Here is a 26,558-nt window from a genome sequence, read left to right on the forward strand (position 1 = left end):
GTGTACTTGCCTCATGCTGACCACGTCAGATAAGTTGGACATGTGTCCAGTGATCCCGTGGTTGTGGTCGCGCAGCCGTCGTTCCCTCAGCCTGGGGAGACGCCGCGCAACCGCCGCCAGGAGGAGACCTTCAACAAGGTGCTCGCCGCCGGCATTGAGATGCTGCGCGAGTCGTCCTATGCGGATCTGACAGTGCGCGCCGTGGCGGCGCGGGCCAAGGTCGCGCCCGCGACGGCCTACACCTACTTCTCGTCGAAGAACCACCTGATCGCCGAGGTGTATCTGAACCTGATCCGACAGGTGCCCTACTTCACCGACGTCAACGACAGCCGGGTCACCCGTGTCGAGAAGACGCTGCGCAGCATGGCGCTGACCGTCGCCGACGAGCCGGAGGTCGCCGCCGCGTGCACCACCGCGCTGCTGAGCGGAAACGACGAAGCGGTGCGCGCGGTCCGTGATCGCATCGGCGCAGAGATCCACCGCCGCATCCGTTCGGCCGTCGGCCCGGATGCGGACCCACGCACGCTTGCCGCGTTGGAGATGACATTCTTCGGCGCGTTGGTCAATGCCGGAAGCGGCGCGTTCACCTATCACCAGATCGCCGACCGCCTCAGCTATGTGGTCGGCCTCATCATTGGGGACGACAATGAGCGTTGAGACGAGCGATCTGCTCCTCGACCCGTACGACTACGACTTCCACGAAGACCCGTATCCGTACTACAAGCGCCTACGCGACGAGGCTCCGCTGTATCACAACCCCGACTTGGGCTTTTGGGCGTTGTCGCGGCATCAGGACGTGCTGGCTGGATTCCGCAACAGCACCACGCTGTCCAACAAGTTCGGGGTGTCGCTGGATCCGGCGTCGCGCGGTCCACACGCGTCCAAGACCATGTCGTTTCTGGCGATGGACGATCCGGCGCACCTACGGCTGCGCACCCTGGTGTCCAAGGGTTTCACGCCGCGTCGCATCCGCGAGCTGGAACCCCGGGTAACCGAGATCGCGATTCAGCATCTCGACACGATGCTCGAGAAGGCGGGCTCCTCCGCTTCTGAGACCGTCGATTACGTCAACGAATTCGCGGGCAAGCTCCCGATGGACGTGATCTCCGAGCTGATGGGCGTGCCCGTCGAGGACCGCGACCAGGTGCGGGCGTGGGCCGACGGTGTGATGCACCGCGACGAAGGCGTGACCGACGTGCCGCCCGCAGCAATCGAGGCGTCGCTCAACCTGATCGTCTACTACCAGGAGATGGTCGCCCAGCGCCGCAAGCAGCTCACCGACGATCTGACGTCGGCATTGCTCGAGGCCGAGATCGACGGCGACCGTCTCACCGACGAGGAGATCCTCGGGTTCATGTTCCTGATGGTGATCGCCGGCAACGAGACCACCACCAAACTGCTTGCCAACGCGGCGTTCTGGGGCCACAAGAACCCCGATCAGCTGGCCCCGGTGTACGCCGATCTGGACCGTGTGCCGCTGTGGGTCGAGGAGACGCTTCGCTACGACACCTCGAGCCAGATCCTCGCCCGCACCGTCGAGGGCGAACTGACGCTGTACGAGACGACCATCCCCGATGGTGACGTGCTCCTGCTGCTTCCCGGCTCTGCCCACCGCGACGAGCGGGTCTTCGATAACCCCGACGACTTCATCATCGGCCGCGAGATCGGGGCCAAACTCCAGAGCTTCGGCAGCGGCGCCCACTTCTGCCTCGGTGCACACCTTGCCAGGATGGAAGCCCGAGTCGCGCTGACCGAAATGTTCAAGCGAATCCGCGGATTCGAAGTCGACGAGGCCAACGCCGTCCGCGTCCACTCCAGCAATGTCCGCGGATTCGCTCACCTACCCATGACTCTCGAGTTCAACTGAAGGTCGTTTCAATGCCGCGCTTCGCACCACTTCCCGACCGCCGACCGGCCATCGTCGCCGGTGCCTCCGCGGGCATCGGAGAGGCCACCGCCCTCGAATTGGCATCTCGCGGCTTTCCCGTCGCACTCGGTGCCCGCCGGGTCGAGAAGCTCAACGACCTCGTCGGAAAGATCCGCGCCGAAGGCGGCGAGGCCGTCGGGTTCCACCTCGATGTGACCGACCCCAATTCGGTGAAGTCGTTCGTGGCCAACGCCGTTGACGCACTCGGCGAGATCGAGGTGCTGGTCGCCGGTGCCGGTGACACCTACTTCGGCAAGCTCGCCGAGATCACGACCGACGAGTTCGACTCCCAGCTGCAGATCCATCTCGTCGGGGCCAACCGGTTGGCGACCGCGGTGCTGCCGGGCATGCTTGAACGTCAGCGCGGCGACCTGATCTTCGTCGGCTCCGACGTCGCACTCCGCCAGCGCCCCCATATGGGCGCCTACGGGGCGGCCAAGGCAGCGCTGGTCGCGATGGTGACGAACTACCAGATGGAGCTCGAGGGCACCGGTGTCCGCGCGTCGATCGTGCATCCGGGACCGACCAAGACGAGCATGGGCTGGAGCCTGCCGGCCGAGAAGATCGGCCCCGCACTTGAGGATTGGGCGAAGTGGGGGCAGGCCCGACACGACTACTTCCTGCGTGCTTCCGATCTCGCGCGCGCGATCACCTTCGTCGCAGAGACCCCGCGCGGCGGCTTCATCGCCAACATGGAACTGCAGCCAGAAGCCCCATTGACCAACGCACCGGCAGAGCGTCAGAAGCTGGTCTTGAACGAGGAGAACCTGAACTCATGACCACTGCGATCGTGCCCCGGGTTTCCGGCGGCGAGGAAGAACATGGACACCTCGAGGAGTTCCGCACCGACCCGATCGGACTGATGAAGCGCATCCGCGAGGAATGCGGCGACGTCGGCTGGTTCCAGCTGGTGGACAAGAACGTCATCTTCCTGTCCGGCGCGGAGGCCAACGAGTTCTTCTTCCGTTCTGCCGACGAGGATCTCGACCAGGCCGAGGCCTACCCGTTCATGACGCCGATCTTCGGCAAGGGCGTGGTTTTCGATGCCAGCCCGGAACGCCGTAAGGAGATGCTGCACAACTCGGCGCTGCGTGGCGAGCAGATGAAAGGCCACGCGGCCACCATCGAGCGTCAGGTCAAGGGGATGATCGCCGACTGGGGCGACGAAGGTGAGATCGACTTGCTCGATTTCTTCGCCGAGCTGACCATCTACACCTCGACGGCGTGCCTGATCGGTGAGAAGTTCCGCAACCAGCTCGACCACCGCTTCGCCGAGTACTACCACGACTTGGAGCGCGGCACCGATCCGCTGTGCTACGTCGACCCCTACCTCGACATCGAAAGCTTCCGGCTACGAGACGAGTCACGCGTCAAACTCGTTGCGCTGGTGCAGGAAATCATGAATCACCGGTTGGCCGACCCGCCCGAGGACAAGGCCGACCGGGACATGCTCGACGTGCTCGTCTCGATCAAGGACGAGGACGGCAACCCGCGGTTCTCCGCCGACGAGGTGACCGGCATGTTCATCTCGCTGATGTTCGCCGGTCACCACACCAGCTCGGGCACCTCAGCGTGGACGCTCATCGAGTTGATCCGTCACCCAGAGATCTACGCCGAGGTGCGCGACGAGCTCGACGAGCTCTACGCCGACGGCCAGGAGGTGAGTTTCCATGCGCTGCGCCAGATTCCGAAGCTGGACAACGTCGTCAAGGAAACGCTGCGCCTGCATCCGCCCCTCATCATCCTGATGCGCGTCGCACAGGGCGAGTTCGAGGTCAAAGGCTTCCCGATCCACAAGGGCGATTTTGTGGCGGCTTCCCCGGCGATCTCCAACCGGATCCCCGAGGACTTTCCGGATCCCGACGAATTCAACCCGGACCGCTACAACAAGCCCGAGCAGGCCGACATCGTGAACCGCTGGACGTGGATTCCCTTCGGCGCGGGCCGACACCGTTGCGTCGGTGCGGCGTTCGCGCAGATGCAGATCAAAGCGATCTTCTCGGTGCTGTTGCGCGAGTACGAGTTCGAAATGGCTCAACCGGCCGACAGCTACCGCAACGATCACTCCAAGATGGTCGTCCAGCTGGCCAGGCCCGCCAAGGCCCGGTACCGCAGGCGCAGTTCTTAGGAGAGCCGCAGATGAGCCCCTCATCGAACTTCCGAGTTGAGGTCGACCTGGACCTGTGCCAGGGACATGCCATGTGCGAGCTGGAGGCACCCGATGTTTTCACCGTGCCCAAACGCGGCAAGGTCGAGATCCTCGACACCGAGCCGCCCGACGACGCCCGCGACGAAGTGCAGAACGCGGTCGACATGTGCCCCACCCAAGCTCTGTTCATCAAAGAGAAAGAAGACTGACAATGGCGTCACGCGAACAACTCGACGACTGGGTAGCCCGGTGGCTCAAGGCCAATCAGGACTGCGAAAAGGCAGGCGACTGGAAACCCCTCGCCGACTTCTACACCGATGACGCGACCTACGGCTGGAACATCGGGCCGAAGGAGGACGTGATGTGTATCGGCATAGAAGAAATACGCGAGATCGCCTTAGGCCTCGAGATGGAAGGTCTGGAGAACTGGGTCTACGAGTACCAGAAGGTGCTCGTCGACGAGAAGCAGAACGAGATCGTCGGCTTCTGGAAGCAGATCGTGAACAAGTCCGACGGTACCCAGGACGAGATTTACGGCATCGGCGGCAGCTGGTTCCGGCTTGACAGCAACCTCATGATCGAGTGGCAGCGCGACTTCTTCGACTTCGGCCACGTCGCCTACATGTTCGGCAAGCTCATCGAATCCGGCGACCTCAGCGAGGGTATGCAGAAACGGATCGAGCGATCCATGGCAGGCGAGAAGCTACCCGGCTACTACCCTCTCGGCCAAGCTCCAGCAACAATCTGGTAGCGCCCGGCCAAGCGGTTGCTTGGGGGTGCGTGTGACGCACCTAACTAATGGCTCTAGTCTGGCCTCACAGGCACTAACGGAAGGCACATACGGATGAAGACAAAGGGCGCTCTCATCTACGAGTTCAACCAGCCGTGGTCTATCGAGGAGATCGAGATCGGCGACCCCGTCAAGGACGAGGTCAAGATTCAGATGGAAGCGTCCGGGATGTGCCACTCCGACCACCACCTGGTCACCGGAGACATCCCGATGGCCGGCTTCCCCGTGCTGGGCGGCCACGAGGGCGCGGGCATCGTGACCGAGGTCGGCCCCGGCGTCGAGAACGTCGCCGTTGGCGATCACGTGGTGCTCTCCTTCATCCCGTCATGTGGTGAGTGTCCGACTTGTCAGAGCGGTCAGCGCAACCTGTGCGACCTGGGCGCGCTGCTGCTCACCGGCACCGCGGTGTCCGACGGCACCAACCGGGTGCACACCGCCGACGGCAAGCCGGTCATCCCGATGACCCTGCTCGGCACCTTCAGTCCGTACATGGTCGTGCACAAGAGCTCGGTCGTGAAGATCGATCCGTCCATCCCGTTCGAGGTGGCCTGCCTCGTCGGCTGTGGTGTGACCACCGGCTACGGCTCGGCCACCCGCAGCGCGGACATCCGTCCGGGTGAGGATGTGGCGATCTTCGGAATCGGCGGCGTCGGCATGGGCGCGTTGCAAGGTGCCGTGAACGCAGGCGCGCGCAACATCTTCGCGATCGATCCAGTCGAGTGGAAGCGCGATCAGGCGCTGAAATTCGGTGCGACACATGTCTACCCGGACGTCTTCTCCGCGATGGCCGGCATCGCCGAGGTCACCGCGGGCGGCATGGCGCGCAAGACGATCATCACGACCGGCGAGCTCAAGGGCGAGGACATCGACAACTACCTCAACTGCACGTCCAAGGGCGGTACCTGCGTGGTGACCGCGGTCGCCAACATGGCCGAGATGGACGTGAAGCTGAACCTCGCCCTGCTGACGCTGATGCAGAAGAGGTTGCAGGGCACCATCTTCGGCGGCGGCAACCCGCATTACGACATCCCTCAGCTGCTGTCGATGTACAAGGCGGGAAAGCTCAACCTCGACGACATGGTCACCCGGCAATACAAGCTGGAGCAGATCAACGACGGCTACCAGGACATGCTGCAGGGCCGCAACATCCGCGGCGTCATCCGGTACACCGACGAAGATCGGTAATCGCCATGTCCGACAGCACGATTGACACAGTCGAGAAGACACCGGTCGTCACCGCTTCCGAGGCGTCGTGGCGCTGCGTGCAGGCCGGCGACAAGGACGGCTGGCTGGCGCTGATGACGGACGACATCGTCATCGAGGACCCGATCGGTCCGTCGGTGACGAATCCCGACGGCAACGGTGTGCGCGGCAAGGCGGCGGTCGGCGAGTTCTTCGACACCAACATCGGACCGAACAAGCTGACCGTCACCCGCGAGGCGACGTTCCCGTCCAGCTCTCCGAACGAGATCGCGTACATCCTGGTGCTGCGCACCCTTTTCCCGAACGGCTTCACCGCCACCGTGCGCGGCGTGTTCACCTACAAGGTCGACGATGCCGGGCTGATCACCAACCTGCGCGGCTATTGGAACATGGACGCAATGGAATTCGGGCAGGAGGAAGGCGGCGGCGATTAGCCGCCTATCCGGCCGCGGCGCCGTCGTCGTCGGTGGCACCCGCGGCATCGGGCTCGCGGTGGCGCAACTGCTCGCCGAACAGGGCGCCGGAGTGGTGCTCAACGGGCGCGACACCGATACCGCGATCCACGCCGCCCAGCGGATCGACCGTGCGGTCGCCCATCCCGGATCACCGTCGAACCCCGACGTGGCCGACGCGCTGATCGACAGGTGCATCGACGAGTTCGGCCGGATCGACATCCTGATCAACTGTGCGGGTACGCCGGGACTGGCCGGTGAGTCGATCCTCAACGTCACCAGCGAGCTGTTCCGCGATCTCATCGACGCACACCTGATGACCACGTTCGAGACGTGTCGGGCCGCCGCGCCGAAGATGGTCGAGCAGGGTGGCGGTTCGATCATCAACACGAGTTCGTTCGCCTACCTCGGCGACTACGGGGGCACCGGCTATCCGGCGGGCAAGGGCGGAGTGAACGGGCTGACGTTGGCCGTCGCCGCGGAACTCAAGGAACACGGTGTGCGAGCGAATGTGGTGTGCCCCGGCGCGAAGACGCGGCTGTCGACGGGCGGGGAGTACGCATCCCACATCGCCGAGCTGAACCGTCGCGGCCTGTTGGACGACGTCAGCATGGAGGCCGCGCTGGACGCGCCCCCCGCCGAGTACGCCGCACCCACGTATGCCTATCTCGCCGGTGATCTGGCCAAGGATGTGACGGGCCAGATCTTCATCGCCGCAGGCGGTTTCGTCGGACGCTTCGACCGTCAGACACCGGCGATCATCGGCTACCGCGACCACAATGACTCCCCGCCGTGGACGGTCGAGGAACTCGGCGACCTGATCCGCTGAGCGCCCCGTAAGCTCGGGCACATGGCGAGCGTGTTCACCAAGATCATCAACCGAGAGCTGCCCGGTCGATTCGTCTACGAAGACGATGACGTCGTGTCGTTCCTATCGATTGCGCCTATCACCGTCGGCCACGCGCTGGTGGTGCCTCGCGCCGAGATCGACAACTGGCAGAGCGTCGACCCCGCAGTGTTCGGCCGGGTCATGGAGGTGTCGCAGCTGATCGGCAAGGCCGTCATCAAGGCCTTCCCCTGCGAACGCGCGGGTTTGATCATCGCCGGCCTGGAGGTGCCGCATCTCCATGTCCACGTCTTCCCGGTGAACAACCTCTCGGACTTCGGTTTCGCGAACGCCGACCAGAACCCGTCGCCGCAGTCGCTCGACGACGCTCAGGCCAAGATCAAGGCCGCACTGGCCGAATTGCGCTGACGCTCAACCGACATGGGCGGGCACGTCGGCGATCCGCGGTAGCTCAACCCGGAACCGGCAGCCCTGTCCGGGCGCGGTGGTGACGCTGACCGTGCCGCCATGCGCGTACACCAGCGAGTCCACGATCGAGAGCCCGAGTCCGGTGCCACCGCTCGCCCGCGCGCGCGACGAGTCCGCGCGGTAGAACCGTTCGAAGACGCGATGCGCGTCCTCGGTGTTCATGCCCGGCCCCTTGTCGCACACCTCGATCACCGCGGTGTCGTCGTCCGTGCCAACGCGCACGGTGACGTCGGCGGTATCCGGGGTGTGCTGCAGCGCGTTGGTCATCAGGTTGGACAGCACCTGCCGCAGCCGCGGCTCGTCTCCGAGCACCTCGGGTGTTCCCGGCCCGTCGAAGACCTCCATCGTGATCGTGCGTTTCGGCGCGATCGAGCGCGCGTCGTGCACGGCATCGCTGGCCAGCACCAGCAGGTCGACCCTGCGCCGATCCAGCGGGCGCTGCGCGTCGAGTCGGGCCAGCAGCAACAGGTCCTCGACCAGCAGACCCATCCGGCTCGATTCGCTTTCGATCCGGCTCATCAGCATCTCGACGTCGTTGGCTGCGCCCTGCCGGTACAGCTCGGCGAAACCCCGGATGGTGGTCAACGGCGTGCGCAGCTCATGGCTGGCGTCGGTGATGAACCGTCGCATCCGCTCCTCCGACCCGCGCGCCTTCTCCGCGGACGACTCAGATGCCGCCATCGCACTTTGGATCTGAGCGAGCATGCCGTTGAGCGCCAACGACAATCGGCCGACCTCGGTGCGGGGATCACGTTCGGGAACCCGACGATCGAGCTGACCCGCCGCAATCGCCGCGGCGGTCCGCTCGACTTCTGAGAGCGGGCGCAGGCTTCGGTGCACGACGGCATAGCTGGCCACACCGAGCACCAGCAGCACCGCCAAACCGATGCCGAGTTGCGCGTACGTCAGCGCCCGCACGGTCGTCTGGACGTCGGACAGGTCGATGGCCACGGTGGTGAGCTCACCCTGCGGGCCGCGCACCGTCATCGCGCGCCATTCGACACCGGAGTCGCCGACCGAGCCGATGGTCACCGGGACCGGCCCGACGTCGTTGTCATCAGGGAGCGCGGGTTCGGCGTCGCGGTCGTTGACCGCCATCCAGATGTTTCCGTCGGGACCGATACCCCGGACGTAGAAGTTCGACGGCGGCCGCGCGGGATTGGGTCCTTCCATGGGTAGCGCCGGGAGGTGCCGGGGAGCTTGCGCCCAGCTGCGGGAGGCGTCGAGCAATTCCTGGTCGACGCGGTTGCTGAGCGTGTGGCGCAGGATCGAGGTGACCGCGACGTCGGCGGCGAGCAAACCGCATGCCACCAGCACGAGAGTGGCGGCCACCAGCCCAACCCGCAGCGGGATGCCTCGTCCGCTCAGAACGCCCACGCCCCCATTGTTCAGGTCTGTGGTCTGCTCGACTAGCAAGCGCTCATCGCGGCTCGCGCAGGACGTACCCGACACCGCGCAACGTGTGCAGCAGGCGTTGCTCGCCGGTGTCGATCTTGCGGCGAAGGTACGAGACGTAGGACTCGACGACGTTCACGTCCCCGCCGAAGTCGTAACGCCACACGTGGTCGAGGATCTTCGGCTTCGACAGGACGGTGCCCGCGTTGATGATGAAGTACCGCAGCAGAGTGAACTCCGTCGGCGACAGGGCGACCGGCTCGCCGGCCTTCCACACTTCGTGGGTGTCCTCGTCGAGTTCGATGTCGGCGAAGGTCAGCCGGGAGCTGCGAGCCTCCTCGACCGCGCCGCGACCCGAGCGCCGCAGGATGACCCGCAGGCGTGCGACCACCTCTTCGAGGCTGAACGGCTTGGTCACGTAATCGTCGCCGCCGAGCGTGAGGCCGGCGATCTTGTCTTGCAGCGAGTCGCGCGCCGTGAGGAACAGGGCCGGGGCGTCGATACCGTCGGCGCGCAGTCGGCGCAGCACGCCGAACCCGTCCATCCCGGGCATCATCACGTCGAGTATCACCGCGTCCGGCTTTACTTCACGGGCCTTGTCCAGGGCGGCGGAGCCGTTGGACGCCGTGTGGACCTCGAATCCCTGGAACTTCAGACTGACCGACAGAAGCTCCACGATGTTCATCTCGTCGTCGACGACGAGGACCCTGGCTTCTGGGGCTTTTTCGGGTGCAGCAGGCATCGCCATCTCGCTACTGTCCACCTATTGCCTTGTAATGATCCTGCCCGATAGCTGTGTACTTCCTGTGAGTTTATGCTTGCGCGGTCCATAGACTGGGGAAATGAACCTGGGCAAAGCCGTAACCGACCTGGCCACCGCGCCGGTCAGGGTCGGACTGGCAATGGCGGAGACAGGGCTTTCGATGGCCAGCGGCGCGCTCGGCATCGCACAGCGGACCCTCGGTGAGACGAATGCCGATGCCGGCGGGTCGGCTTCGTTCGCGCACCTGCTGGGCCTCGACGACGCAGTCGAACGCGCAAATCGCCTGGCCAGGCTCATGGATGACGATGCGCCACTGGGCCGGGCGCTGGCGCCCAACGGCCCGCTCGACCGGCTGCTGCGCCCCGGCGGCGTCGTCGACCAGGTGACCGCCGAGGGTGGCCTGCTCGACCGGCTGACCGCGGAGAACGGAGCAGTCGCGCGTGCGTTGGCGCCGGGCGGGATCGTCGACCAGGTGACCGCCGAAGGCGGGCTGCTGGACCGGATGACCACCGACGACGGCGCGATATCGCGGGTCATCGCCCCTGGCGGCCTGGCCGATCAGTTGCTGGCCAACGACGGCCTGATCGAGCGGGTGCTGCGAGAGGACGGGGTGGCCGACAAGCTGCTGGCCGAAGGCGGGCTGCTCGACACCCTGACCGACGAGAACGGCCCGCTGCTGAAGCTGGCCACCGTCGCCGACACGCTGAACCGGTTGGCGCCCGGACTGGAGGCGCTGGCGCCGACGATCGATGCGCTGCACGACGCCGTCATCACCCTGAGTCAGGTGGTCAACCCGCTGAGCAACATCGCCGACCGGATTCCCCTGCCGGGCCGACGGCCCAGAGCACGCGCCAGGGCCGAAGCATCGAGGACTGTGACGTCGCAGCGGGTCATCGACGTCGACGAGTGACGTCAGCTGTCGCGTTCGACCTTGTCGACCAAGTTGACGATGCTGTCCGGCGGCGGAGGTTGACCCTGCGGCTGCCACTCCTGAAGCAGCAGAACCGCGGCACCGCGCAGCATCCGCAGGTAGTCATCGACGTCGCCGGACGCCTTGTATGACTCGATTCGGCGGGCGACGTTCGGCACGAGCGGATCGAGTGCAGTGGCGACCGACAGCCCCATGCTGGCCTCGGTGCTGGCGCTCTGGTCGAGCAACGTCAGCAGTCGCTCGACGTCGGGCCGCTTCAAACCCGGGTAGACATGCGGCAAGTCCTCGAGCAGATCGTCTTTGACACTCACACCGCAGCGAGTCCCCGAATGTGCGACCCGATAAACTCGTAGCCCGCAGGCCTCCTTAGCTCAGTGGTAGAGCGTTCGCCTTGTAAGCGGAATGTCATCGGTTCAATCCCGATAGGAGGCTCCACGTTCCGCCCGCTGGCTTGATGTCGGTGGCCGACCATAGCTTACGTGCATGAGGCGATGTCGCGGTTGCGGTTGTGAACTGACAAGGCGCAGCCAGAAGGTCTACTGCGGTAACGCATGTCAGCAGGCGGCCCGACGGAAGTCGAGCCTGCAACGGTGGCTCGAATCCGGCAACGCGCGGGTCGGCACCACTCGCGGCCACTACATCCGCGAGCACATCGCCGACGCCCAGTCCGGTTGTTGCGCGATCTGCGGTGCACCGAGCATCTGGTTGGACCTGCCGCTCGCGTTGGTGATGGACCACATCGACGGGGACCCGACCAACAATCGGCGGGAAAACCTGCGGCTGATCTGCCCGAACTGCGACTCGCAGCTCGCAACCTACAAGAGCCGCAACCGAGGCAAAGGACGCCACTTCCGCCGACAGCGGTACGCCGACGGGCAGTCGTATTAGGTCGCCCGCGTCAGTTATTCTCCGAACAGCCACGGATTGAGGACCGGTTGCGTCCGTTGGTCCGCGGCTAGACGGCCGCTGGTGCAACTGTGGTGTTAAACAGTCAGCATCAGACTGGCCGCCGTCGAAACACGCTGTGTGCACAGACGCGGCAACCGCAAGGGATCGAACCTACGTAGCAGCTCATCTGAATACTGGTGCCATTGCAGTGGTCCACTACTGCGCCAGCGGTCGCATCCGCGCATGACGATCAATAGCGTGGCGCCCGTACTGCGCCTCGGCGGCGTCGGCACGACATATCGCAGGGGCGACGAGCAGTGAAAGTCCTGACTGACCTCGACTTCGCCTTGGATGCAGGCGAATTCGTTGTCGTCACCGGGCCGTCGGGGTCAGGCAAGTCTCAAACCGCTGGCAATGAAGCGGTCAACGCCAACGCCGGTCGCGGCGCCAGCGGCCGCCAGGCCTGCCTAACCCAAGACTTTGCGACGATTCACCGTCACGATCCGCGAGCCTAGCGCCGGCCGTATATCTGCGACGGAAAGGCCGATGAGTTTGCCCCGAATTCACTCAGCCGGACGCTTGCTGGGCCATCATTGTTGGGTTCGGTAGCCAACGTCGGGGCTTCTACTTGGCATCACCGGCCGCGCAACTCATGTGTGCCCCGACGAAGGAGAACGATGATCAACCGAATCGCGAAAATCGCAGTGGCGACCACCGGTCCGGCGCTGGCCGGATTGGGATTGGTGACGACCGCGTCCGCCCAGGGACCCAGCTACCAGGGCGGCAACTGTCCGCCGGGCCAGACGTGCACCCACTGGCTACCCGGCCAGCCCCCGCCGCCGGGCGGTCAAGTGCTGACGTGGGACTGGAACGTCCCGCACGATTGGTACTGGACCTCCGAGGGCATCGTCGACGTCACGACCAACACCATGTACCCGTGGTCAGGCTCGCCGCATCCGGCTTCACCGCCACCAGCTCCAGTCGGCGCGCCCCCGGCTCCGCTGCAACCGCCGCCGGGTATGCCGTTCTGCAGCCCGCGCGGATCGCTGATCATCATCCCGCCGATCTGCGACGAGATCGGCTATGACTGGCCGCCAGGCTCGCTGCGGCGCTAGTTCCTGACTGTCGGGCTGTGGCCCACGGTGACACGAGGTGTCCTGCGCGGCTGTTGACTTTGCGCCATCGCGAAGCACACGCCGTAATGGCCACCCGTGCAGGTGATCCCGTTCATCGTCGGGGCGGGGCCACCGGATCTGTTCGTCGGGACGCCGTTGGCGTCGGTCGCCGGATACCCCGGAGTCGGTTCGGCGAGCGCGGCCGGCGCCGCGGCGATCAGGACAGCGCAGATACCACCCACGATCAACGCTGATGACCACATATCTGCAGGCTACGCCGATTTTGTGATTGTCCGTTCGAAAGGAACAGAGATGAACCGATTTTCACGGTTCGCAACGGCGCTCGCCGCATGCGCCGCCGTCGCGTCCGGAATGGGCGCCGCCACCGCAACCGCCCAGGGCGGATACACGTGGTGCCCCGGCCAACCGCTGCCGATGCACGGCCTCGGCTGGGACATGAACGTGTGCCATACCTTCGTCACCGTCCCGATGGGCAAGGGCAACGTGCCGATGTTCGACGTGGACGGCAACGCGATGGCCAGCTACCTGTGGATGGATTCCCCACCGCCGCCCATGGGTCCGCCGCCGCCGCCGGCTCCGCGGCCGGCGCATTGCCCGCCCTGGAACGTCATCGTCGGGCCGTCGGAATGCGGCGGCCTCTAGTAGGCCGAGGCGCATAATATATGTCCAACTGTTCAGATGATGTGATAACTTGAACACGCGGACCGGCCGAGCGCGTCGTCGATGCAGCACATCACGTCCGACTTGCCCACCGGCAGGGGACGGCCGGTCCGCGTATATTCCTGCGATTCAACCGAATTGGGCTCATGCGTGAGGTGTCCGCCGACGGCAAGCTCGTCGACTAGCCGGCCCTGTCACATATCCCGGGCCTGCCCGGTCTTCGCGGTGTACCCGCAGAAACCGAAGGAGCCCAGATGACCACACCGAAGCAGCGCAGCAACGCGTGGCAGACCGCGGCAACCGTGCTGCAGGAGGCCACGCCACCGGACGTGGCCGCGGGTTCGCACGCGATGACCATCGCCGTGGAGTTCCCTCCCGGTGACCCCGGCACGCCGCCGCACCGTCACAGCGGGCCGGCGTTCGGCTATGTGCTCGAGGGCGAGATGCTGTTCGAACTCGAGGGGGAGGCGCCGCGGGTCGTCAAGGCCGGCGAGACGTTCTGGGAGCCCGGCGGCGACGTCATTCACTACTCGGACGGAAATGCCCGTGACGATGTCAAGGTCCGCTTCCTCGTCACGATGCTGTGCGCTCCGGGTAAGCCGATGCTCACCCTCGTCGAAGACGACGAACTGATCTCGCGCCGAGACCGGCGTGTCACAGCCGCCAAATCCTGAGTGAATAAGGAGATTCCGATGTTCTGGTGCAGACCATACTCAGGATTCGCGCGCCTCGATGACGACGCCCGCCGCGGCTTCGATCGGTTTGACGATCGACGTGAAGTCGGAGTCGGGCCCCTCCGCGGCCAGCGTGCTTTCCCACAACTGAGCGATCGCGCCGGCCAACACGGTGTCCAGCCCCATCGACTTGGCCTCGTCGAGGTACAGCCGGACGTCCTTGACCATCAAACCGGTCGCGAAACCGTAGTCGAATGTGCGCGGCAACACCGCCCGCGGAAACTTGTCGCGACTCGCGTGGGTCCCGCCCGAGCCCGCGTTGAGCACGTCGATCATCACCTGGGCGTCCAGGCCGGCCTTGACGCCCATCGCCAAGGCTTCCGCGGTGACCGCGAGCGATGATGCGGCGATCAGGTTGTTGACGAGCTTCATCGTCTGCGCCGCACCGGGTTTCGTGCTGATGAACATGGTACGGCCGATCGCGTCGAATGCGGGCGTGCATGCTTCGAACTCTGCGCGCGGCCCGGAAACCATCACCGCAAGCGTCCCCGCCTCGGCGCCGTGCACACCACCGCTGACCGGACTGTCGAGCGCGGCCACTCCGTGATCGGCCAACAGCGCGCTATTTTGTTGCGCTGTACGGCTTCCCACCGTGGAGAAGTCGACGAAGCGACGGATGGCCGAACCGCCCGCGACGGCCTCGGCGACATCGGTGGATGCCTGCGGCGTCGGCAGGCTGGCCATCACGGTGGGCACCCGGCCGGCGACGTCGGCCGCGGATTTTGCGGCCTCGGCACCGCGCGCCACAGCGTCGTCGACGACGGCCGTTCGGGTGTCGAAGACGACGACCCGATGTCCGACGGCCACCAGCCGGCACGCGATCGGGAACCCCATGTTCCCCAAGCCGATGAAGCCGACGTCCATTCCGCGCTCCTAACTTTCTCCGGGGCCCTGTTCGATCTCGTCGAAGGCCGCTCGCGCGACGCGGAAGCTGTCGACGGCGGCGGGGACCCCGCCGTAGATCGCCACCTGCAGAAGGATCTCCCGAATCTCCTCGCGTGTGACGCCATTGGTGAGCGCACCTTTGACGTGGGTCTTCAACTCGTTCGGCCGATTCAGCACGGCGAGCATCGCGAGGTTGAGCATGCTGCGCGTCTTCAGTGGCAGACCCTCGCGACCCCACACCGCACCCCAGCAGTACTCGGTCACCAGATCCTGCAAGGGTCCCGAGAAGTCGTCGGCATTGGCCATCGCCTTGGCGACGTACGCCTCGCCGAGGACCGCGGCGCGGATCTCCCGGCCCTTGTCAAAGGTGTTCTGGTTCACGCTCTGCCTCCCTTTTCGCCGATTCTTGCAGTCGAGCCGTTAACGTTGCGCCGTGGGGAACTCGCAGGACCCGCTCGACCGCGTCGCCGGGCTCGCATCCGGCGCTGCCCGGTTCTGGCTTCGCACGTCGATACGAACCCAGGAACAGCTGATGGGCTGGCTCGGCGACGATTCCGACAAACCCGCATCCCCGCCCGAGCGCCCGGAGCCGACCGCCCCCGACCCACCACAGGCCGACGGCCTCGGGTCGAAGATGCGGAACCTGCTCGACCGTGCACTCGACAACAGCACGAGTAGCAGCCAGGTCGAACTGTTTCACCACATCCTCGACCAGTTGGTCGCCGACGAAGCGCGCATCATCAGCGCGCTCTCCGACGGTTCGTCATCGCCGGTGGTGACCGTGCACGACTGGGTTCGACGCGCCGCGCCCGGCCGCGCGGTCCTGGAGAACGCCTCGCTCATCGGCCGTACGGCCAATGTCGCGTTACCCGCGATGGTCCCCACCTACGTCAGCCATCTACTGTCGTTGGGGTTGGTCGAGATCGGTCCCGAGGATCCCGATCTGAAGGACGACTACGAGGTGCTGCTGGCGGAGACCGCGGTACTGGACGCAATCAAGAGAGCCTCTCGCGGCCCTCTGGTCGCAAAGGTCGACAAGTTCACCCTGTCACTGTCCGGGCTCGGCAAGTCGTTGTGGGAAGCGACGATGCAGCAGGGCGGCACGTGAGCGATCTCGTTGTCGCCATGCAGTCCTGGGCGGAGATCAAGAACGACTTCGGCGCCAACTGGCTGATCTACCTGTCGATGCCACTCGTGGCCGCATTTGTCGGCTGGGGCACCAAAATTGTTGCGCTGGAGATGATCTACCGCCCACTCGAGTTCAAGGGCATCGGACCGATCGGCTGGCAGGGCATTGTGCCGCGGCGCGCGGGCAAGGTCGGATCCAAGACCATCGAGTTGCTCACCACGAACCTGCTCAAACCCGAAGAGCTGCTGGAGCGAATCGACGCCGCGGAGGCGGTCGAGGCCTTGCGCGGCCCATTGGTCGAGGCCATCGACGAGATCACGCGCGACCTCGCCGAGCAGATTCGCCCCGGCCTGTGGGACTCACTGCCCGACCCCGCCCGCAGGGCCATCCAGGATCGGATTCAGGCGCAGGCGCCCAAGGTCACCGAGAACATGCTCAACGAGATGAAGTCGGACCTGAGCCGCTACGTCGATCTGCAGTTTCTCGCGGTCACCACGTTGGTGCGCAACAAAGAGAAGCTCAACAAGCTGATGCGCGGTGTCAGCGACGACGCGATGGCCTTCGTCCGGCGCAGCGGAATCTATTTCGGCCTCGCCATCGGTCTGGTGCAGATGATCGCGTGGGCCCTGTTCAAGAACCCGTGGATCATGCCGGCGTTCGGTTTCGCCGTCGGCTTCCTGTCTGACTACATCGCGCTCAACATGTTGTTCCGTCCCGTGCACGAGAAGAAGTTCTTGGGCTTCATCCCGTTTCAGGGGATGCTGCACGCCCAGCGCGAGAAGATCACGCGGGACTACGCCAAGATCCTCGCCGACGATCTGTTCTCACCGGAGATTCTCTTCGACGGCATTCTCAAGGGTCCCGGCTCGGACAAATTGTTCGCGCTGGCCGCCAAGGAGACCGAGGCCGCCATCGACGCACAGACGGGGATCGCGGGCCCGCTCGTTGTGCTCGCCGTCGGCACGAAACGCTATCGCGCCCTCAAGGATCGGGTGGTCGGGCTCGTGCTCGAGCGTCTGCCGTCGACACTGCTCGAAGCACAGGACTACGCGACGAGCGTGATAGACCTCGAGAACACCATCGTCGAGAAGATGGACCAGCTCACGAACGAAGAATACGAGTCGATTCTGCGGCCGATCTTCAAAGACGACGAACCGTTGATGATCACCGTTGGCGGTATCCTCGGCGGCGTGGTCGGCGAGGTGCAGGTGCTCATCATCGAACAGTTCGGGCATTGATCCAGATCACATGAGCGCGTGCGTTTTACGCGCGCGCAGGAGTAGAACTAGGGCCAGCTGTTCGACGAGGGCTCGAAGCGCAGCGGTACCGCGCGCGGGAGGGTGCGTTGCCGAGCTCCCGTCGATATCGAGTCGATGAGCAGAGCGACGTAACGCCGCCAACCGTCGCTGTCGGAATCCATCGTCGACAGCACGCCGTAGAGCATCGCGATGAAGCGGGGCAAGTCGTCGGCAACCACGTCGGCCCGGATCACTCCCGCTTTCCGGCCGCGCGCGACAAGCCTGGCCAGGGCGTCGTTCAGCTCGGCCGAGACGTCGGACCGCAGCGCGCCCGCACGACGCGCCGCGGTCAGCATGTGGTGCTCGCGGGCCCCCAGGGAGATCGCCGCCTCGATCAACGCGACCAGTCCGCGCATCGGGTCCTTGTCGCCAAGGGCCTTCTCGATCACCGGGGTGAGGTTCTCGGCGATGCTCTGGTCCAGTGCGGCGTTGATCAAGTCGCCCTTGGTGGGAAATCGCCGATACAGCGTCCGCTCGCCGACGCCCGCGCGGCGGGCGATGGCCTCCATCGGCGCCTCGGCCCCCAGTTCGCCGTAGACGTCGCGCGCTGCGCGAAGAATGCGCTCCGCGTTGCGCGCCGCGTCGGCGCGCAACGGCCGATCGGCGATGTCGGTCATCATCCCAGTCTATCTGACAGTTGACTGCCACTCCGCTGGGTCCTACCCTCGGGACTAACTGTCAGGACACTGACACTTGACGGAAACGCCGGTGATGACAAGCACTTCCACAGCCACAGAGTCCGACCTCCCCGCAATCCCCGCTGCGCGCTCGGCGACCTGCCCGTTGCGCCCGCCCGCAGAGTTCGCGCAATGGCGCGACGAGCCCGGCCTGCGACGGGCGATCTATCAGGGCAGGCCGACGTGGGTAGTCAGCCGGTACGAAGACATCCGGGCCGCGCTCGTCGATCCCCGGCTGTCCGCCGAAACCATTCCATCCGAAATGATGCCGAAGGACAGCGAGAACAGGACGCCGATCATGTTCGCACGCGTCGACGATCCCGAACACCATCGCATCCGGCGAATGCTGACCAGAGACTTCACCTTCCGGCGCGTCGACGGCATGCGACAGCAGATCCAGGAGATCGTCGATCACTATCTCGACGCGATGCTCGACGCCAGCCCGCCGGCCGATCTCGTGCGCGCCTTCGCGTTGCCGGTGCCCTCGCTCGTCATCGCGCACCTGCTCGGCGTACCCGGCGACGACCTCGAAATGTTCCACCGTCACACGACGGTCGGGTTGGACGTTCGCACCTCCGACGAAGAGAAGGCGAAGGCCTTCGGGGAGATGTTCGCCTACATCGCCGAGCTGGTCGAGCGCAAGAAGCACGAGCCCGGTGACGATCTGCTCAGCCGACTCGTCACCGATCATGTGGTGACCGGCGACATCAGCCCAGAGACCGCTACCGTCACCGGCGCGATCATGATGCAGGCCGGTCACGAGACGACGGCGAACATGATCGCCCTGGGAACCGTTGCGCTGATGGAACATCGGGAGATGTTCGAGCTGCTCGGGCATACCGACGACCAGTCGGTGATCGCCAAGATCGTCGAGGAATTGTTGCGCTACCTTGCCATCGTGCACAGCCAGGTCGACCGGATCGCGACCGAAGATCTCATCCTCGGCGGACAACAGATCCACGCCGGCGACTGGCTGGTGATGAACTTGCCCGCCGGAAACTGGGATCCCGACTTCGTCGACAACCCAGATGTACTCGATGGTGACCGAAATGCGCGCGGCCACTTGGGTTTCGGTTACGGCGTGCATAGTTGCATCGGTGCGAACCTCGCCCGGGTGGAGATGCAGATCGCGTTCGCGACGTTGGCGCGACGAGTGCCGGGACTGCGACTGGCCGTGGACGTGGAAGAGCTGAGATTCAAGGGCGAATCCGGTATCTACGGCATGAAAGAGCTTCCGGTCACGTGGTGACACCGACACTGCGATTCGACGGGCAGGTCGCCGTGATCAGCGGCGCGGGCGGTGGTCTCGGCCGGGAGTACGCACTGTTGCTCGCGTCGCGGGGCGCGCACGTCGTCGTCAACGACATCGGTAGTTCCGTCAACGGTGACGGCTCGGACCACGCAGCCGCCGACGCGGTCGCCGACGAGATCCGGGCGATGGGCGCAGAGGCGGTCGCCGACCACCACAGCGTCACGTCGCCCGAGGGCGGGCAGGCCATCGTCGACGCCGCCGTCGGGGCGTGGGGGCGGGTCGACATCCTGATCAACAACGCCGGCATCGTGCGCGACGCCCCCTTCGAGGACGTCACGCCCGAACGCCTCGATCCACTGCTGGATGTGCATCTGCGGGGTGCGTTCAACCTGACACGGCCGGCGTGGAAGGTGATGCGCGCACAGGGCTATGGCCGGATCCTCAACACCTGCTCGGCGGCCGGACTGCTCGGCGCCGAGCGGATGAGCAACTACGGCGCGGCCAAGACCGGCCTGGTCGGCTTGACCCGCGTGCTGGCGGCCGAGGGAGCCGATACCAACATCAAGGTGAATGCCATCGCGCCGATTGCGTTCACGCGGATGCTGCAGCAGTCCATCGACAATGCGTTCGCCGCGCCGCACCAGAACGACGCCGCTGAACAGGCCGTCCTCGATGAGCTTGCCGACCAATACCTGAAGCGCCTGGACCCCGCACTTGTCGCACCGGTGGCGGCGTTCCTGACACACCGCCAGTGTCCGGTGTCCGGCGAGATCTACACCGTCGGCGCCGGCCACGTGGCGCGCTTCTTCATCGGCAGGACGAAGGGCTTCTACCGTCGCGAACTGTCCGTCGAGGACGTGCGTGACCACCTCGACGAGATCCGGGATGAAACCGGCTACACCGTGCCCGGCGGCCCGGCAGACGAGATGGCCGAACTATTCGCCACCATCATTGCACCGGCGCCGGACTAGGGGCTGGGGCCGGGGCTGGGGCTGGGCCAGGCAACATGGCGGCGTCCGGCACCCGTGCGGGGTTGAGTCGCGCCACCGCGTAGGCGGCCGCCTCGTTGACGCTTCCGTTCACGCCGTACATCGCATGCGAGAAGCTCGGCGGACCAGCCGGTGCCCCGTTACAGATCGTGTCGTCAGGCGCGCAGACCTTGAGGGTCTTGCCGACGTACGACGGACCGATCGTGATGGGCGGTGCCCCTCCGCTGGCCAGGAACTCCGGCGACGGCAGGCCGATCAGCACCACCGCGGCGACGTGGTCAGCCACCTCCGACGGCATCGGGTTCGGGATGAACTCGCGGTACTCGGCGGGCACCTCTTCGGGAATCTCGGCCGAGGTCACGTAACCGGCGAGGGCTGCGCCCTGAGAGAATCCGCCGAGCACGATCTGAGTGTCAGGACAGTTCGCCGCGGTCGCCTCGATGTGCGTACCTGCATCGCGGATGCCGTCGACGACGGTACGGGCAAAGGCGATGCGATCACCCATGAAGTCGCTGCTGGCGGCGTAGTTGACCGGGTAGACGTTCACGGACCGGGGCGCCGCTTGGGTGCGCACCGCATCGACGAACGCCTGGCCGACCCCGCCGACGCCCGGGGGTTCACCGGTGCCGCGGGCGAAAACCACCTCGACATCGGGGCAGCCTTGGGCGGCGGCGAGTGGGGCGGGTGCGAGGAGGAAGGCTGCGACGGCAGTGACGGCGACGCCGAGCAAACGAAGGGCGTTGGAAACCATGCCCACTTGTACCCCCTTTCCTTCGGAGGTATTCAGCCGTTTTTTGGTTCGCTGATCTTCACCAACATCTTGCCGATGTTCGCCCCGGTGAACAACCCGTTCATGGCGTCGACGCACGACTCGATGCCCTCGTAAATCGTCTGGCGGTGGACGAGCTTGCCTTCATCCGACCAACGACGCAGGGGGCCGAACGCTTCATCGAATCGGCTCCACTCGTCGAGCGCGTTGAAGCCCTGCATGGTCGCGGTCTTGGCGAGCAAATTCACGTAGTTGGCCGGTCCGGGATGCTCACCGGTGAGGTAGCTGGAAATGACACCGCACAGCACCACACGCGCCTTCGGCGCGAGACGGCCGAGCACAGCATCCAGAATCGGACCGCCGACGTTGTCGAAGTACACGTCGACCCCGCGGGGGCAGTGCTCCTTCAGCGCGGCCTTCAAGTCGTCTTCCCGGTAGTCGATGCACGCATCGAATCCGAAATCCTCGACCACCGCCTTGCACTTGTCGGGCCCACCTGCGATGCCCACGACGCGGGCGCCCGCGATCTTGGCGATCTGACCGGCCACCGATCCGGTGGCTCCCGCCGCAGCGGAGACGACCACCGTCTCCCCCTCCTTGGGCTTACCGATGCCGACCATGCCGAAGTACGCGGTGGCGCCCGTCGGTCCGTACACGGACATCACTGCGAGTTGGTCGACCTTGTCCTGCGGGCCTGGCACCGGGGTGGTGAAGATGTCGTCGCGACAGATCACGTACTCCTGGAAATTGGTGAGCGTCGTGACGACGTCGCCGACGGCGTACGCGTCACAGCGCGACTCGACCACCTCGCCGATGCCGGCCGCGCGGATGACCTCACCGATCTGCACGGGCGGCAGATAGCCGGGTTGATCGTTGAGCCAGGTGCGCGCGGCGGCGTCGATACCGACATACGTCGTGCGGATCAGTGCCTCACCCTCGGCGGGCTCGGGCGCCGGTGTGGTCACCAACTCGGTGTCGCCGGGCGCCACCAACCCGGTCGGACGACGACGCAAGACGATCTGGCGGTTCATCAGTTGGGCCACGTTGGTGAAACTACCTAATACAGACCCCCTTTCGGCCGGGGTTTCACCGGACTCGGCCGACGCCGGCGCGCACGGCCGAGTAGCCTGAGAACATTCCCATTCACGGCGAGACTGGCGGTCCGATCCGAGTGGCGGTGCTGGCGCCGATCGCCTGGCGGACACCGCCCCGTCACTACGGACCTTGGGAGCAATTCGCCTCGTTGCTCACCGAGGGACTGGTGGCGGCCGGTCATCACGTCACGCTGTTCGCCACCGGGGACTCGATCACCACCGCCAGCCTGCATGCAACCTCTCCCGTCGGCTGGTCCGAGGAGGCGACTATCGATGCCAAGGTTGCAGAATGCCTACACGTCGCCTCGGTTTTCGAGCGCGCCGGCGACTTCGACATCATCCACAACGGGTTCGACTTCCTGCCACTCACATACAGCGACCTCGTCACCACACCGGTGGTCACCACGATTCACGGGTTCTCGTCCGATCGGATCATTCCTGTTTATGAGCGCTACGACACCACGACCGCATACGTGTCGATCAGCGACGCCGACCGACATCCGAATCTGCATTACGCCGCCACCGTCCACCACGGCATCGATACCGACGAATTCGCGATTCACCCCAATCCCGGCGAGCATCTCCTGTTCTTTGGTCGGATCCACCCCGACAAAGGCACCGCGCATGCGATCGAGGTCGCTCGTCGAAGCGGACGTCGGCTTGATATCGGCGGGATCATCCAAGACGAGAGGTACTTCCGCGACGAGATCGCACCGCACATCGACGGCGAGCATGTGCGTTACCTCGGGGCTGTCGAAAAGTCCGACCGCGCCGCGGTATTGGGAAACGCGCATGCGTTGCTCCATCTCATCGACTTCGATGAGCCGTTCGGCTACAGCGTCGTCGAGGCGATGGCGTGTGGCACACCGGTCGTCGCCAACAACCGAGGTTCGATGGGCGAACTGATCATGCATGGGACGACCGGCTTTCTGGTCGACGACATCGAGTCGGCGGTCGCCGCTATTGATGCGGCGGGCAAGCTGAACCGGCGCACGATCGCCGAACACACCGCGGAACGCTTCACGGTAGCCACAATGATCGGCAAGTACGTGGAGGTCTACCGCGACGTGATCGGCAAGTGACTCGGCGCGACCGCCGCAATGCGGCATGGTGGAAATCGGCTGTCGTCTACCAGATCTACCCGCGCAGCTTCGCCGACTCGAACGGCGACGGCTTCGGTGATCTGGCTGGCATCATGACGCGGCTCGACTATCTGCGCACGCTCGGGATCGACGTGATCTGGTTGTCACCGATCTACCCTTCACCGCAAGCCGACAACGGTTACGACATCAGTGATTACCGCGACATCGATCCGCGCTTCGGCACGTTGACAGAATTCGACGCGTTGCTCGCCAAGGTGCACGAACTCGGTATGAAACTGGTGATGGACCTCGTCGTCAATCACACCTCGGACGAACACCCGTGGTTCGCCGAGTCGCGCTCATCCCGCGACAGCCCAAAGCGGGACTGGTACATCTGGCGGGACGCACGTGACGGCGGTGAGCCGAACAACTGGGGATCACTCTTCTCCGGCTCGGCGTGGGAGTGGGAACGAGGCACCGACCAGTACTACCTGCATCTGTTCGACCGCAAGCAGCCGGATCTGAACTGGAGGAATCCGCAGGTACGAAAGGCCGTGCAGGACATCATGGTTTGGTGGCTCGACCGCGGTGTCGACGGGTTCCGAATGGATGTCATCAACTTCACCTCCAAAGCTGACGGGCTGCCCGATGCGCCCGCGATCGCCGGGCAGCGCTTCGTCGTTGCATTCGACAGTTTCGTCGATGGTCCGCACGTGCACGAGTACCTGGCCGAGATGAACCGAGAAGTTTTCGGGGGCCGCGACGGCGAGTACCTCACCGTGGGAGAGATGCCCGGCGTGAGCCCCGAACAGGCTCGGCTGTATACCGATCCGGCCCGCGGTGAGCTCGATATGGTGTTCCAATTCGAGCACGTCTCCGTCGACCATGGCCCTGCGGGCAAGTTCGACTGGGTCGGTCGCGACTTGGTCGCACTCAAGAAGTCGCTTCACCGGTGGCAGGTGGCGTTGGCCGAGACCGGCTGGAACAGCCTGTATTGGAACAACCACGACCAGCCCCGTGTCGTGTCCCGATTCGGGGATGACGACCCGGAATACTGGGCCGCCTCGGCGAAGGCACTCGCGACTGTCCTGCACGGCATGCGTGGCACCCCGTTCGTCTACCAAGGCGAGGAACTCGCGATGACGAATTTTCCCTTCCGAAGTCCGCAGGACCACAAAGACATCGAGGCGGTGAACTACTACAACGCCGTTGTCGAATCCGCTGGCGATGAGGCTGCGGCGCTGGCCGGCCTGGCCGAGATGAGCCGCGACAACGCCCGAACACCCATGCAGTGGGACCACGGACCGAACGCGGGATTCACCACAGGCAACCCATGGCTGTCGGTCAATCCAAATTACACCTGGCTGAACGCCGCAGCCCAGATCGACCGCACAGATTCGGTCTTCGCGCACTACCAGGCGCTCATTCGCCTCCGCCACGAGCTGCCCATCCTGGTCGATGGTGATTTCACGCCGCTGATGGAAGACGATCCCCAGATCTGGGCATACTCCAGAAACTCATCGGCTGCAAGACTTCTCGTGATCGCAAACTGCGGTCGCGAAGTCCGGAACGTAGAAATCGGGCGAGAGTGGATGGCGGCCGACCTTCTGCTCGGCACCCTGCCCGGCGCACCCGCTGCGCCATCGTCGCAGTCTCTCGAACTTGCCGGCTGGGACGCACGTATCTACTACGCAGTCGCCCCTTGATCTGATTCGACCATCTCATTGACGAAGCGCCTGCTCGCCAGGAGATAGCAGATGATCGCGATCACCTGTGCCGCAGGCACGATGAGCAAGGCCCGGCCCAGCGACATGGAGCCGAGCTCGGCCTTGAGCGCATCGCTGATGACGCCGGTCAAGAACGGGCCGGCCGAGCCGACCATGGAGCCGACGAACAAGAAGATCGCCGAGGCCGTCGCGCGCTGTTGGGCTGTTGCCAGCCGCTGAATCGCGGCAATCGACGGCGCCATGTGCGCGGTCCCGATGACGTAGCTCAACGCGATGAACCAGACGCACAGCGTGCGGTTCTCGACGACGAAGGCCAGCACCGAAAAGGGGACTAGGACAGCGGTCACCGCGGCCACCAACCACAGTGACCATCGAGGATCCCTGGAGGACAAGCGATCCGCGACGCGGCCCACGATCAGCAGGCTGCCGATCCCGGCCAGACCGCTGGCGATTCCGTACTGCACGCCGACCTCACCGAGCGTCATTTCGCGCGTCCTGATGAGGTAGGCGGGGGCGAACGTGGTCAGCGAGTAACCTGCGAACGAAATGAACGCGGCGCCGAGGACGACGCCCATGTAGCTCGGTTTCTTTAGCAGATCAAGCACTTTCGCCGCCTGCACGTCGCCGCCCGTGGGTGCGGTCGCAACGGGCATCGGCTGGCGGCGGCCGAGGACGAGAAGCACGAGGGGGGCGAACACGACACTGATCGCACCCATCACCACGAACGCGGTCCGCCACCCGAGCGTCTGCGCGAGCAGTCCGCCGCCGATCAGGCTGGCGGCGCTGGCCAACGGAATGGACACGGAGATGACGGCCAGCGGCGCGGCGCGGCGTTCCGGTGGAAAGTTCCGTGCCACATAGGCGTGCGCGGCCGGCGTACTGCCCGCCTCCCCTACCGCGACTCCAATACGGGTCAGCGCGAGCTGGAACGCGGACTGCACGGCTCCGCCGAGCACCGTCATGGCGCCCCACAGGGTCAGGCATGTCGAGATCACCAGACCGAACGCGCCGCGATCGGCGATCCGAGCGATCACCAGCCCGATCACCGCGTAGACGACCAGGAACCAGAAGCCGTTGATCACGCCGATTGCGGTGTCGGACAACGCCAGATCGTTCTTGATCGGCTCGGCCAGGACGGCGGGCAGGAACCGGTCGGCGTAGTTGAGGGTGCCGACCACGGCGAGCAGCGCGACCGCCGCCCAGGCGCGCCGTGTGCTGTGGGGCGTGAGTCGCTCATCGGCAAGAGTCATCCGCCGAAGCTTCACAGATCACGTTCTGCATGTCACGCGCATGAACGCGACATCTGGGTGTAA

31 protein-coding genes and 1 tRNA gene are annotated in these 26,558 nt (G+C 65.1%); 22 read left to right on the forward strand and 10 right to left on the reverse strand.

Annotation, left to right across the window (positions count from 1 at the left end):
* Window positions 1-42 precede the first annotated feature (42 nt).
* From M1248_RS11315 to M1248_RS11360, 10 genes are all read left to right on the forward strand, one after another.
* Window positions 43-657 carry a TetR/AcrR family transcriptional regulator gene (locus tag M1248_RS11315; protein ID WP_317148369.1) on the forward strand — a complete coding sequence of 205 codons (615 nt, stop codon included), beginning with the start codon at window positions 43-45 and terminating at the stop codon, window positions 655-657.
* Window positions 647-1,867, forward strand: coding sequence for a cytochrome P450 (locus M1248_RS11320; protein WP_317148370.1), 1,221 nt, complete (start codon window positions 647-649; stop codon window positions 1,865-1,867). The genes M1248_RS11315 and M1248_RS11320 overlap by 11 nt, the downstream gene beginning before the upstream one ends.
* 11 nt (window positions 1,868-1,878) lie before the next feature.
* Window positions 1,879-2,706 (forward strand): SDR family oxidoreductase, encoded by an 828-nt coding sequence (locus M1248_RS11325; RefSeq protein ID WP_163731108.1) that lies wholly within the window; start codon window positions 1,879-1,881, stop codon window positions 2,704-2,706.
* A complete protein-coding gene (locus M1248_RS11330) occupies window positions 2,703-4,055 on the forward strand; it encodes a cytochrome P450 (RefSeq protein ID WP_317148371.1) in 1,353 nt (450 codons plus the stop codon). The genes M1248_RS11325 and M1248_RS11330 overlap by 4 nt, the downstream gene beginning before the upstream one ends.
* A gap of 11 nt (window positions 4,056-4,066) precedes the next feature.
* On the forward strand, window positions 4,067-4,285 hold the full coding sequence (locus M1248_RS11335; RefSeq protein WP_317148372.1) for a ferredoxin: 219 nt from the start codon (window positions 4,067-4,069) through the stop codon (window positions 4,283-4,285).
* A 2-nt stretch (window positions 4,286-4,287) separates the two neighbouring features.
* Complete coding sequence (locus tag M1248_RS11340; protein WP_163731117.1) at window positions 4,288-4,827, forward strand: nuclear transport factor 2 family protein; 540 nt, start codon at window positions 4,288-4,290, stop codon at window positions 4,825-4,827.
* Window positions 4,828-4,920: 93 nt separating this feature from the next.
* The gene (locus M1248_RS11345; protein ID WP_163731120.1) at window positions 4,921-6,051 is read left to right on the forward strand and encodes an NDMA-dependent alcohol dehydrogenase; all 1,131 of its coding nucleotides are present in this window, start codon (window positions 4,921-4,923) and stop codon (window positions 6,049-6,051) included.
* A gap of 5 nt (window positions 6,052-6,056) precedes the next feature.
* The gene (locus M1248_RS11350; protein WP_163731123.1) at window positions 6,057-6,503 is read left to right on the forward strand and encodes a nuclear transport factor 2 family protein; all 447 of its coding nucleotides are present in this window, start codon (window positions 6,057-6,059) and stop codon (window positions 6,501-6,503) included.
* Window positions 6,499-7,350 (forward strand): SDR family oxidoreductase, encoded by an 852-nt coding sequence (locus tag M1248_RS11355; protein ID WP_317148460.1) that lies wholly within the window; start codon window positions 6,499-6,501, stop codon window positions 7,348-7,350. Before M1248_RS11350 ends, M1248_RS11355 begins: the two co-directional genes overlap by 5 nt.
* Window positions 7,351-7,371: 21 nt before the next feature.
* Window positions 7,372-7,776, forward strand: a complete 405-nt coding sequence (locus tag M1248_RS11360) for an HIT family protein (RefSeq protein ID WP_317148373.1) — start codon at window positions 7,372-7,374, stop codon at window positions 7,774-7,776.
* A gap of 3 nt (window positions 7,777-7,779) precedes the next feature.
* Here M1248_RS11360 and M1248_RS11365 read toward each other — a convergent pair whose 3' ends face one another.
* Window positions 7,780-9,228 (reverse strand): sensor histidine kinase, encoded by a 1,449-nt coding sequence (locus M1248_RS11365; RefSeq protein WP_410506653.1) that lies wholly within the window; start codon window positions 9,226-9,228, stop codon window positions 7,780-7,782.
* 28 nt (window positions 9,229-9,256) lie between these two features.
* On the reverse strand, window positions 9,257-9,979 hold the full coding sequence (locus M1248_RS11370) for a response regulator transcription factor (protein ID WP_163737766.1): 723 nt from the start codon (window positions 9,977-9,979) through the stop codon (window positions 9,257-9,259).
* 94 nt (window positions 9,980-10,073) lie between these two features.
* On the opposite strand from M1248_RS11370, the gene M1248_RS11375 reads away from it, so the two are divergent.
* The gene (locus M1248_RS11375) at window positions 10,074-10,904 is read left to right on the forward strand and encodes a hypothetical protein (protein WP_163731132.1); all 831 of its coding nucleotides are present in this window, start codon (window positions 10,074-10,076) and stop codon (window positions 10,902-10,904) included.
* Window positions 10,905-10,906: 2 nt separating this feature from the next.
* On the opposite strand, the gene M1248_RS11380 is transcribed toward M1248_RS11375, so the two are convergent.
* The gene (locus M1248_RS11380) at window positions 10,907-11,236 is read right to left on the reverse strand and encodes a hypothetical protein (protein ID WP_317148374.1); all 330 of its coding nucleotides are present in this window, start codon (window positions 11,234-11,236) and stop codon (window positions 10,907-10,909) included.
* 49 nt (window positions 11,237-11,285) lie between these two features.
* On the opposite strand from M1248_RS11380, the gene M1248_RS11385 reads away from it, so the two are divergent.
* The 3 genes from M1248_RS11385 to M1248_RS11395 all read left to right on the forward strand — a co-directional run bounded on the left by M1248_RS11385 (window position 11,286) and on the right by M1248_RS11395 (window position 12,928).
* Window positions 11,286-11,360, forward strand: a tRNA-Thr gene (locus M1248_RS11385).
* 48 nt (window positions 11,361-11,408) lie between these two features.
* Window positions 11,409-11,813 (forward strand): HNH endonuclease, encoded by a 405-nt coding sequence (locus M1248_RS11390; RefSeq protein ID WP_317148375.1) that lies wholly within the window; start codon window positions 11,409-11,411, stop codon window positions 11,811-11,813.
* Window positions 11,814-12,490: 677 nt separating this feature from the next.
* Window positions 12,491-12,928 (forward strand): hypothetical protein, encoded by a 438-nt coding sequence (locus tag M1248_RS11395; RefSeq protein WP_317148376.1) that lies wholly within the window; start codon window positions 12,491-12,493, stop codon window positions 12,926-12,928.
* Here M1248_RS11395 and M1248_RS11400 read toward each other — a convergent pair.
* On the reverse strand, window positions 12,925-13,191 hold the full coding sequence (locus M1248_RS11400) for a hypothetical protein (protein ID WP_317148377.1): 267 nt from the start codon (window positions 13,189-13,191) through the stop codon (window positions 12,925-12,927). The genes M1248_RS11395 and M1248_RS11400 overlap by 4 nt on opposite strands.
* A 49-nt stretch (window positions 13,192-13,240) precedes the next feature.
* On the opposite strand from M1248_RS11400, the gene M1248_RS11405 reads away from it, so the two are divergent.
* Complete coding sequence (locus M1248_RS11405) at window positions 13,241-13,591, forward strand: hypothetical protein (RefSeq protein ID WP_163731144.1); 351 nt, start codon at window positions 13,241-13,243, stop codon at window positions 13,589-13,591.
* A gap of 272 nt (window positions 13,592-13,863) precedes the next feature.
* Window positions 13,864-14,283, forward strand: coding sequence for a cupin domain-containing protein (locus tag M1248_RS11410; RefSeq protein WP_317148378.1), 420 nt, complete (start codon window positions 13,864-13,866; stop codon window positions 14,281-14,283).
* Window positions 14,284-14,322: 39 nt separating this feature from the next.
* Here M1248_RS11410 and M1248_RS11415 read toward each other — a convergent pair whose 3' ends face one another.
* Both M1248_RS11415 and M1248_RS11420 read right to left on the reverse strand, forming a co-directional pair.
* A complete protein-coding gene (locus tag M1248_RS11415; protein WP_317148379.1) occupies window positions 14,323-15,207 on the reverse strand; it encodes an NAD(P)-dependent oxidoreductase in 885 nt (294 codons plus the stop codon).
* A 9-nt stretch (window positions 15,208-15,216) separates the two neighbouring features.
* Window positions 15,217-15,609, reverse strand: coding sequence for a carboxymuconolactone decarboxylase family protein (locus tag M1248_RS11420; protein ID WP_317148380.1), 393 nt, complete (start codon window positions 15,607-15,609; stop codon window positions 15,217-15,219).
* A 52-nt stretch (window positions 15,610-15,661) separates the two neighbouring features.
* Here M1248_RS11420 and M1248_RS11425 point away from each other — a divergent pair, with 52 nt between their 5' ends.
* Together M1248_RS11425 and M1248_RS11430 are read left to right on the forward strand one after the other, a co-directional pair.
* Window positions 15,662-16,336 carry an Abi-alpha family protein gene (locus M1248_RS11425; RefSeq protein WP_317148381.1) on the forward strand — a complete coding sequence of 225 codons (675 nt, stop codon included), beginning with the start codon at window positions 15,662-15,664 and terminating at the stop codon, window positions 16,334-16,336.
* 17 nt (window positions 16,337-16,353) lie between these two features.
* The gene (locus M1248_RS11430; RefSeq protein ID WP_174262275.1) at window positions 16,354-17,595 is read left to right on the forward strand and encodes a DUF445 domain-containing protein; all 1,242 of its coding nucleotides are present in this window, start codon (window positions 16,354-16,356) and stop codon (window positions 17,593-17,595) included.
* A gap of 47 nt (window positions 17,596-17,642) precedes the next feature.
* On the opposite strand, the gene M1248_RS11435 is transcribed toward M1248_RS11430, so the two are convergent.
* On the reverse strand, window positions 17,643-18,272 hold the full coding sequence (locus M1248_RS11435) for a helix-turn-helix domain-containing protein (RefSeq protein WP_317148382.1): 630 nt from the start codon (window positions 18,270-18,272) through the stop codon (window positions 17,643-17,645).
* A 94-nt stretch (window positions 18,273-18,366) separates the two neighbouring features.
* On the opposite strand from M1248_RS11435, the gene M1248_RS11440 reads away from it, so the two are divergent.
* Window positions 18,367-19,581 carry a cytochrome P450 gene (locus M1248_RS11440; protein WP_317148383.1) on the forward strand — a complete coding sequence of 405 codons (1,215 nt, stop codon included), beginning with the start codon at window positions 18,367-18,369 and terminating at the stop codon, window positions 19,579-19,581.
* The gene (locus M1248_RS11445; protein WP_317148463.1) at window positions 19,578-20,555 is read left to right on the forward strand and encodes an SDR family NAD(P)-dependent oxidoreductase; all 978 of its coding nucleotides are present in this window, start codon (window positions 19,578-19,580) and stop codon (window positions 20,553-20,555) included. The genes M1248_RS11440 and M1248_RS11445 overlap by 4 nt, the downstream gene beginning before the upstream one ends.
* On the opposite strand, the gene M1248_RS11450 is transcribed toward M1248_RS11445, so the two are convergent.
* Window positions 20,533-21,324 (reverse strand): cutinase family protein, encoded by a 792-nt coding sequence (locus M1248_RS11450; RefSeq protein ID WP_317148464.1) that lies wholly within the window; start codon window positions 21,322-21,324, stop codon window positions 20,533-20,535. The two genes, M1248_RS11445 and M1248_RS11450, sit on opposite strands and share 23 nt — an antisense overlap.
* A 32-nt stretch (window positions 21,325-21,356) precedes the next feature.
* Entirely contained in the window at window positions 21,357-22,373 is a 1,017-nt protein-coding gene (locus M1248_RS11455; protein ID WP_317148465.1) for an NADP-dependent oxidoreductase, read from the reverse strand.
* 140 nt (window positions 22,374-22,513) lie between these two features.
* Here M1248_RS11455 and M1248_RS11460 point away from each other — a divergent pair, with 140 nt between their 5' ends.
* Together M1248_RS11460 and M1248_RS11465 are read left to right on the forward strand one after the other, a co-directional pair.
* The gene (locus M1248_RS11460; protein ID WP_317148384.1) at window positions 22,514-23,518 is read left to right on the forward strand and encodes a glycosyltransferase family 4 protein; all 1,005 of its coding nucleotides are present in this window, start codon (window positions 22,514-22,516) and stop codon (window positions 23,516-23,518) included.
* Window positions 23,515-25,224: an alpha-glucosidase gene (locus tag M1248_RS11465; protein ID WP_317148385.1), complete on the forward strand. Its 1,710-nt coding sequence runs from the start codon at window positions 23,515-23,517 to the stop codon at window positions 25,222-25,224. The genes M1248_RS11460 and M1248_RS11465 overlap by 4 nt, the downstream gene beginning before the upstream one ends.
* On the opposite strand, the gene M1248_RS11470 is transcribed toward M1248_RS11465, so the two are convergent.
* Window positions 25,206-26,495 carry an MFS transporter gene (locus tag M1248_RS11470; RefSeq protein WP_317148386.1) on the reverse strand — a complete coding sequence of 430 codons (1,290 nt, stop codon included), beginning with the start codon at window positions 26,493-26,495 and terminating at the stop codon, window positions 25,206-25,208. The genes M1248_RS11465 and M1248_RS11470 overlap by 19 nt on opposite strands.
* Window positions 26,496-26,558 lie beyond the last annotated feature (63 nt).

The sequence above is a fragment of the Mycobacterium sp. 29Ha genome, assembly GCF_032883055.1.
In the GTDB taxonomy this organism is placed as follows: Bacteria; Actinomycetota; Actinomycetes; order Mycobacteriales; family Mycobacteriaceae; genus Mycobacterium; species Mycobacterium gallinarum.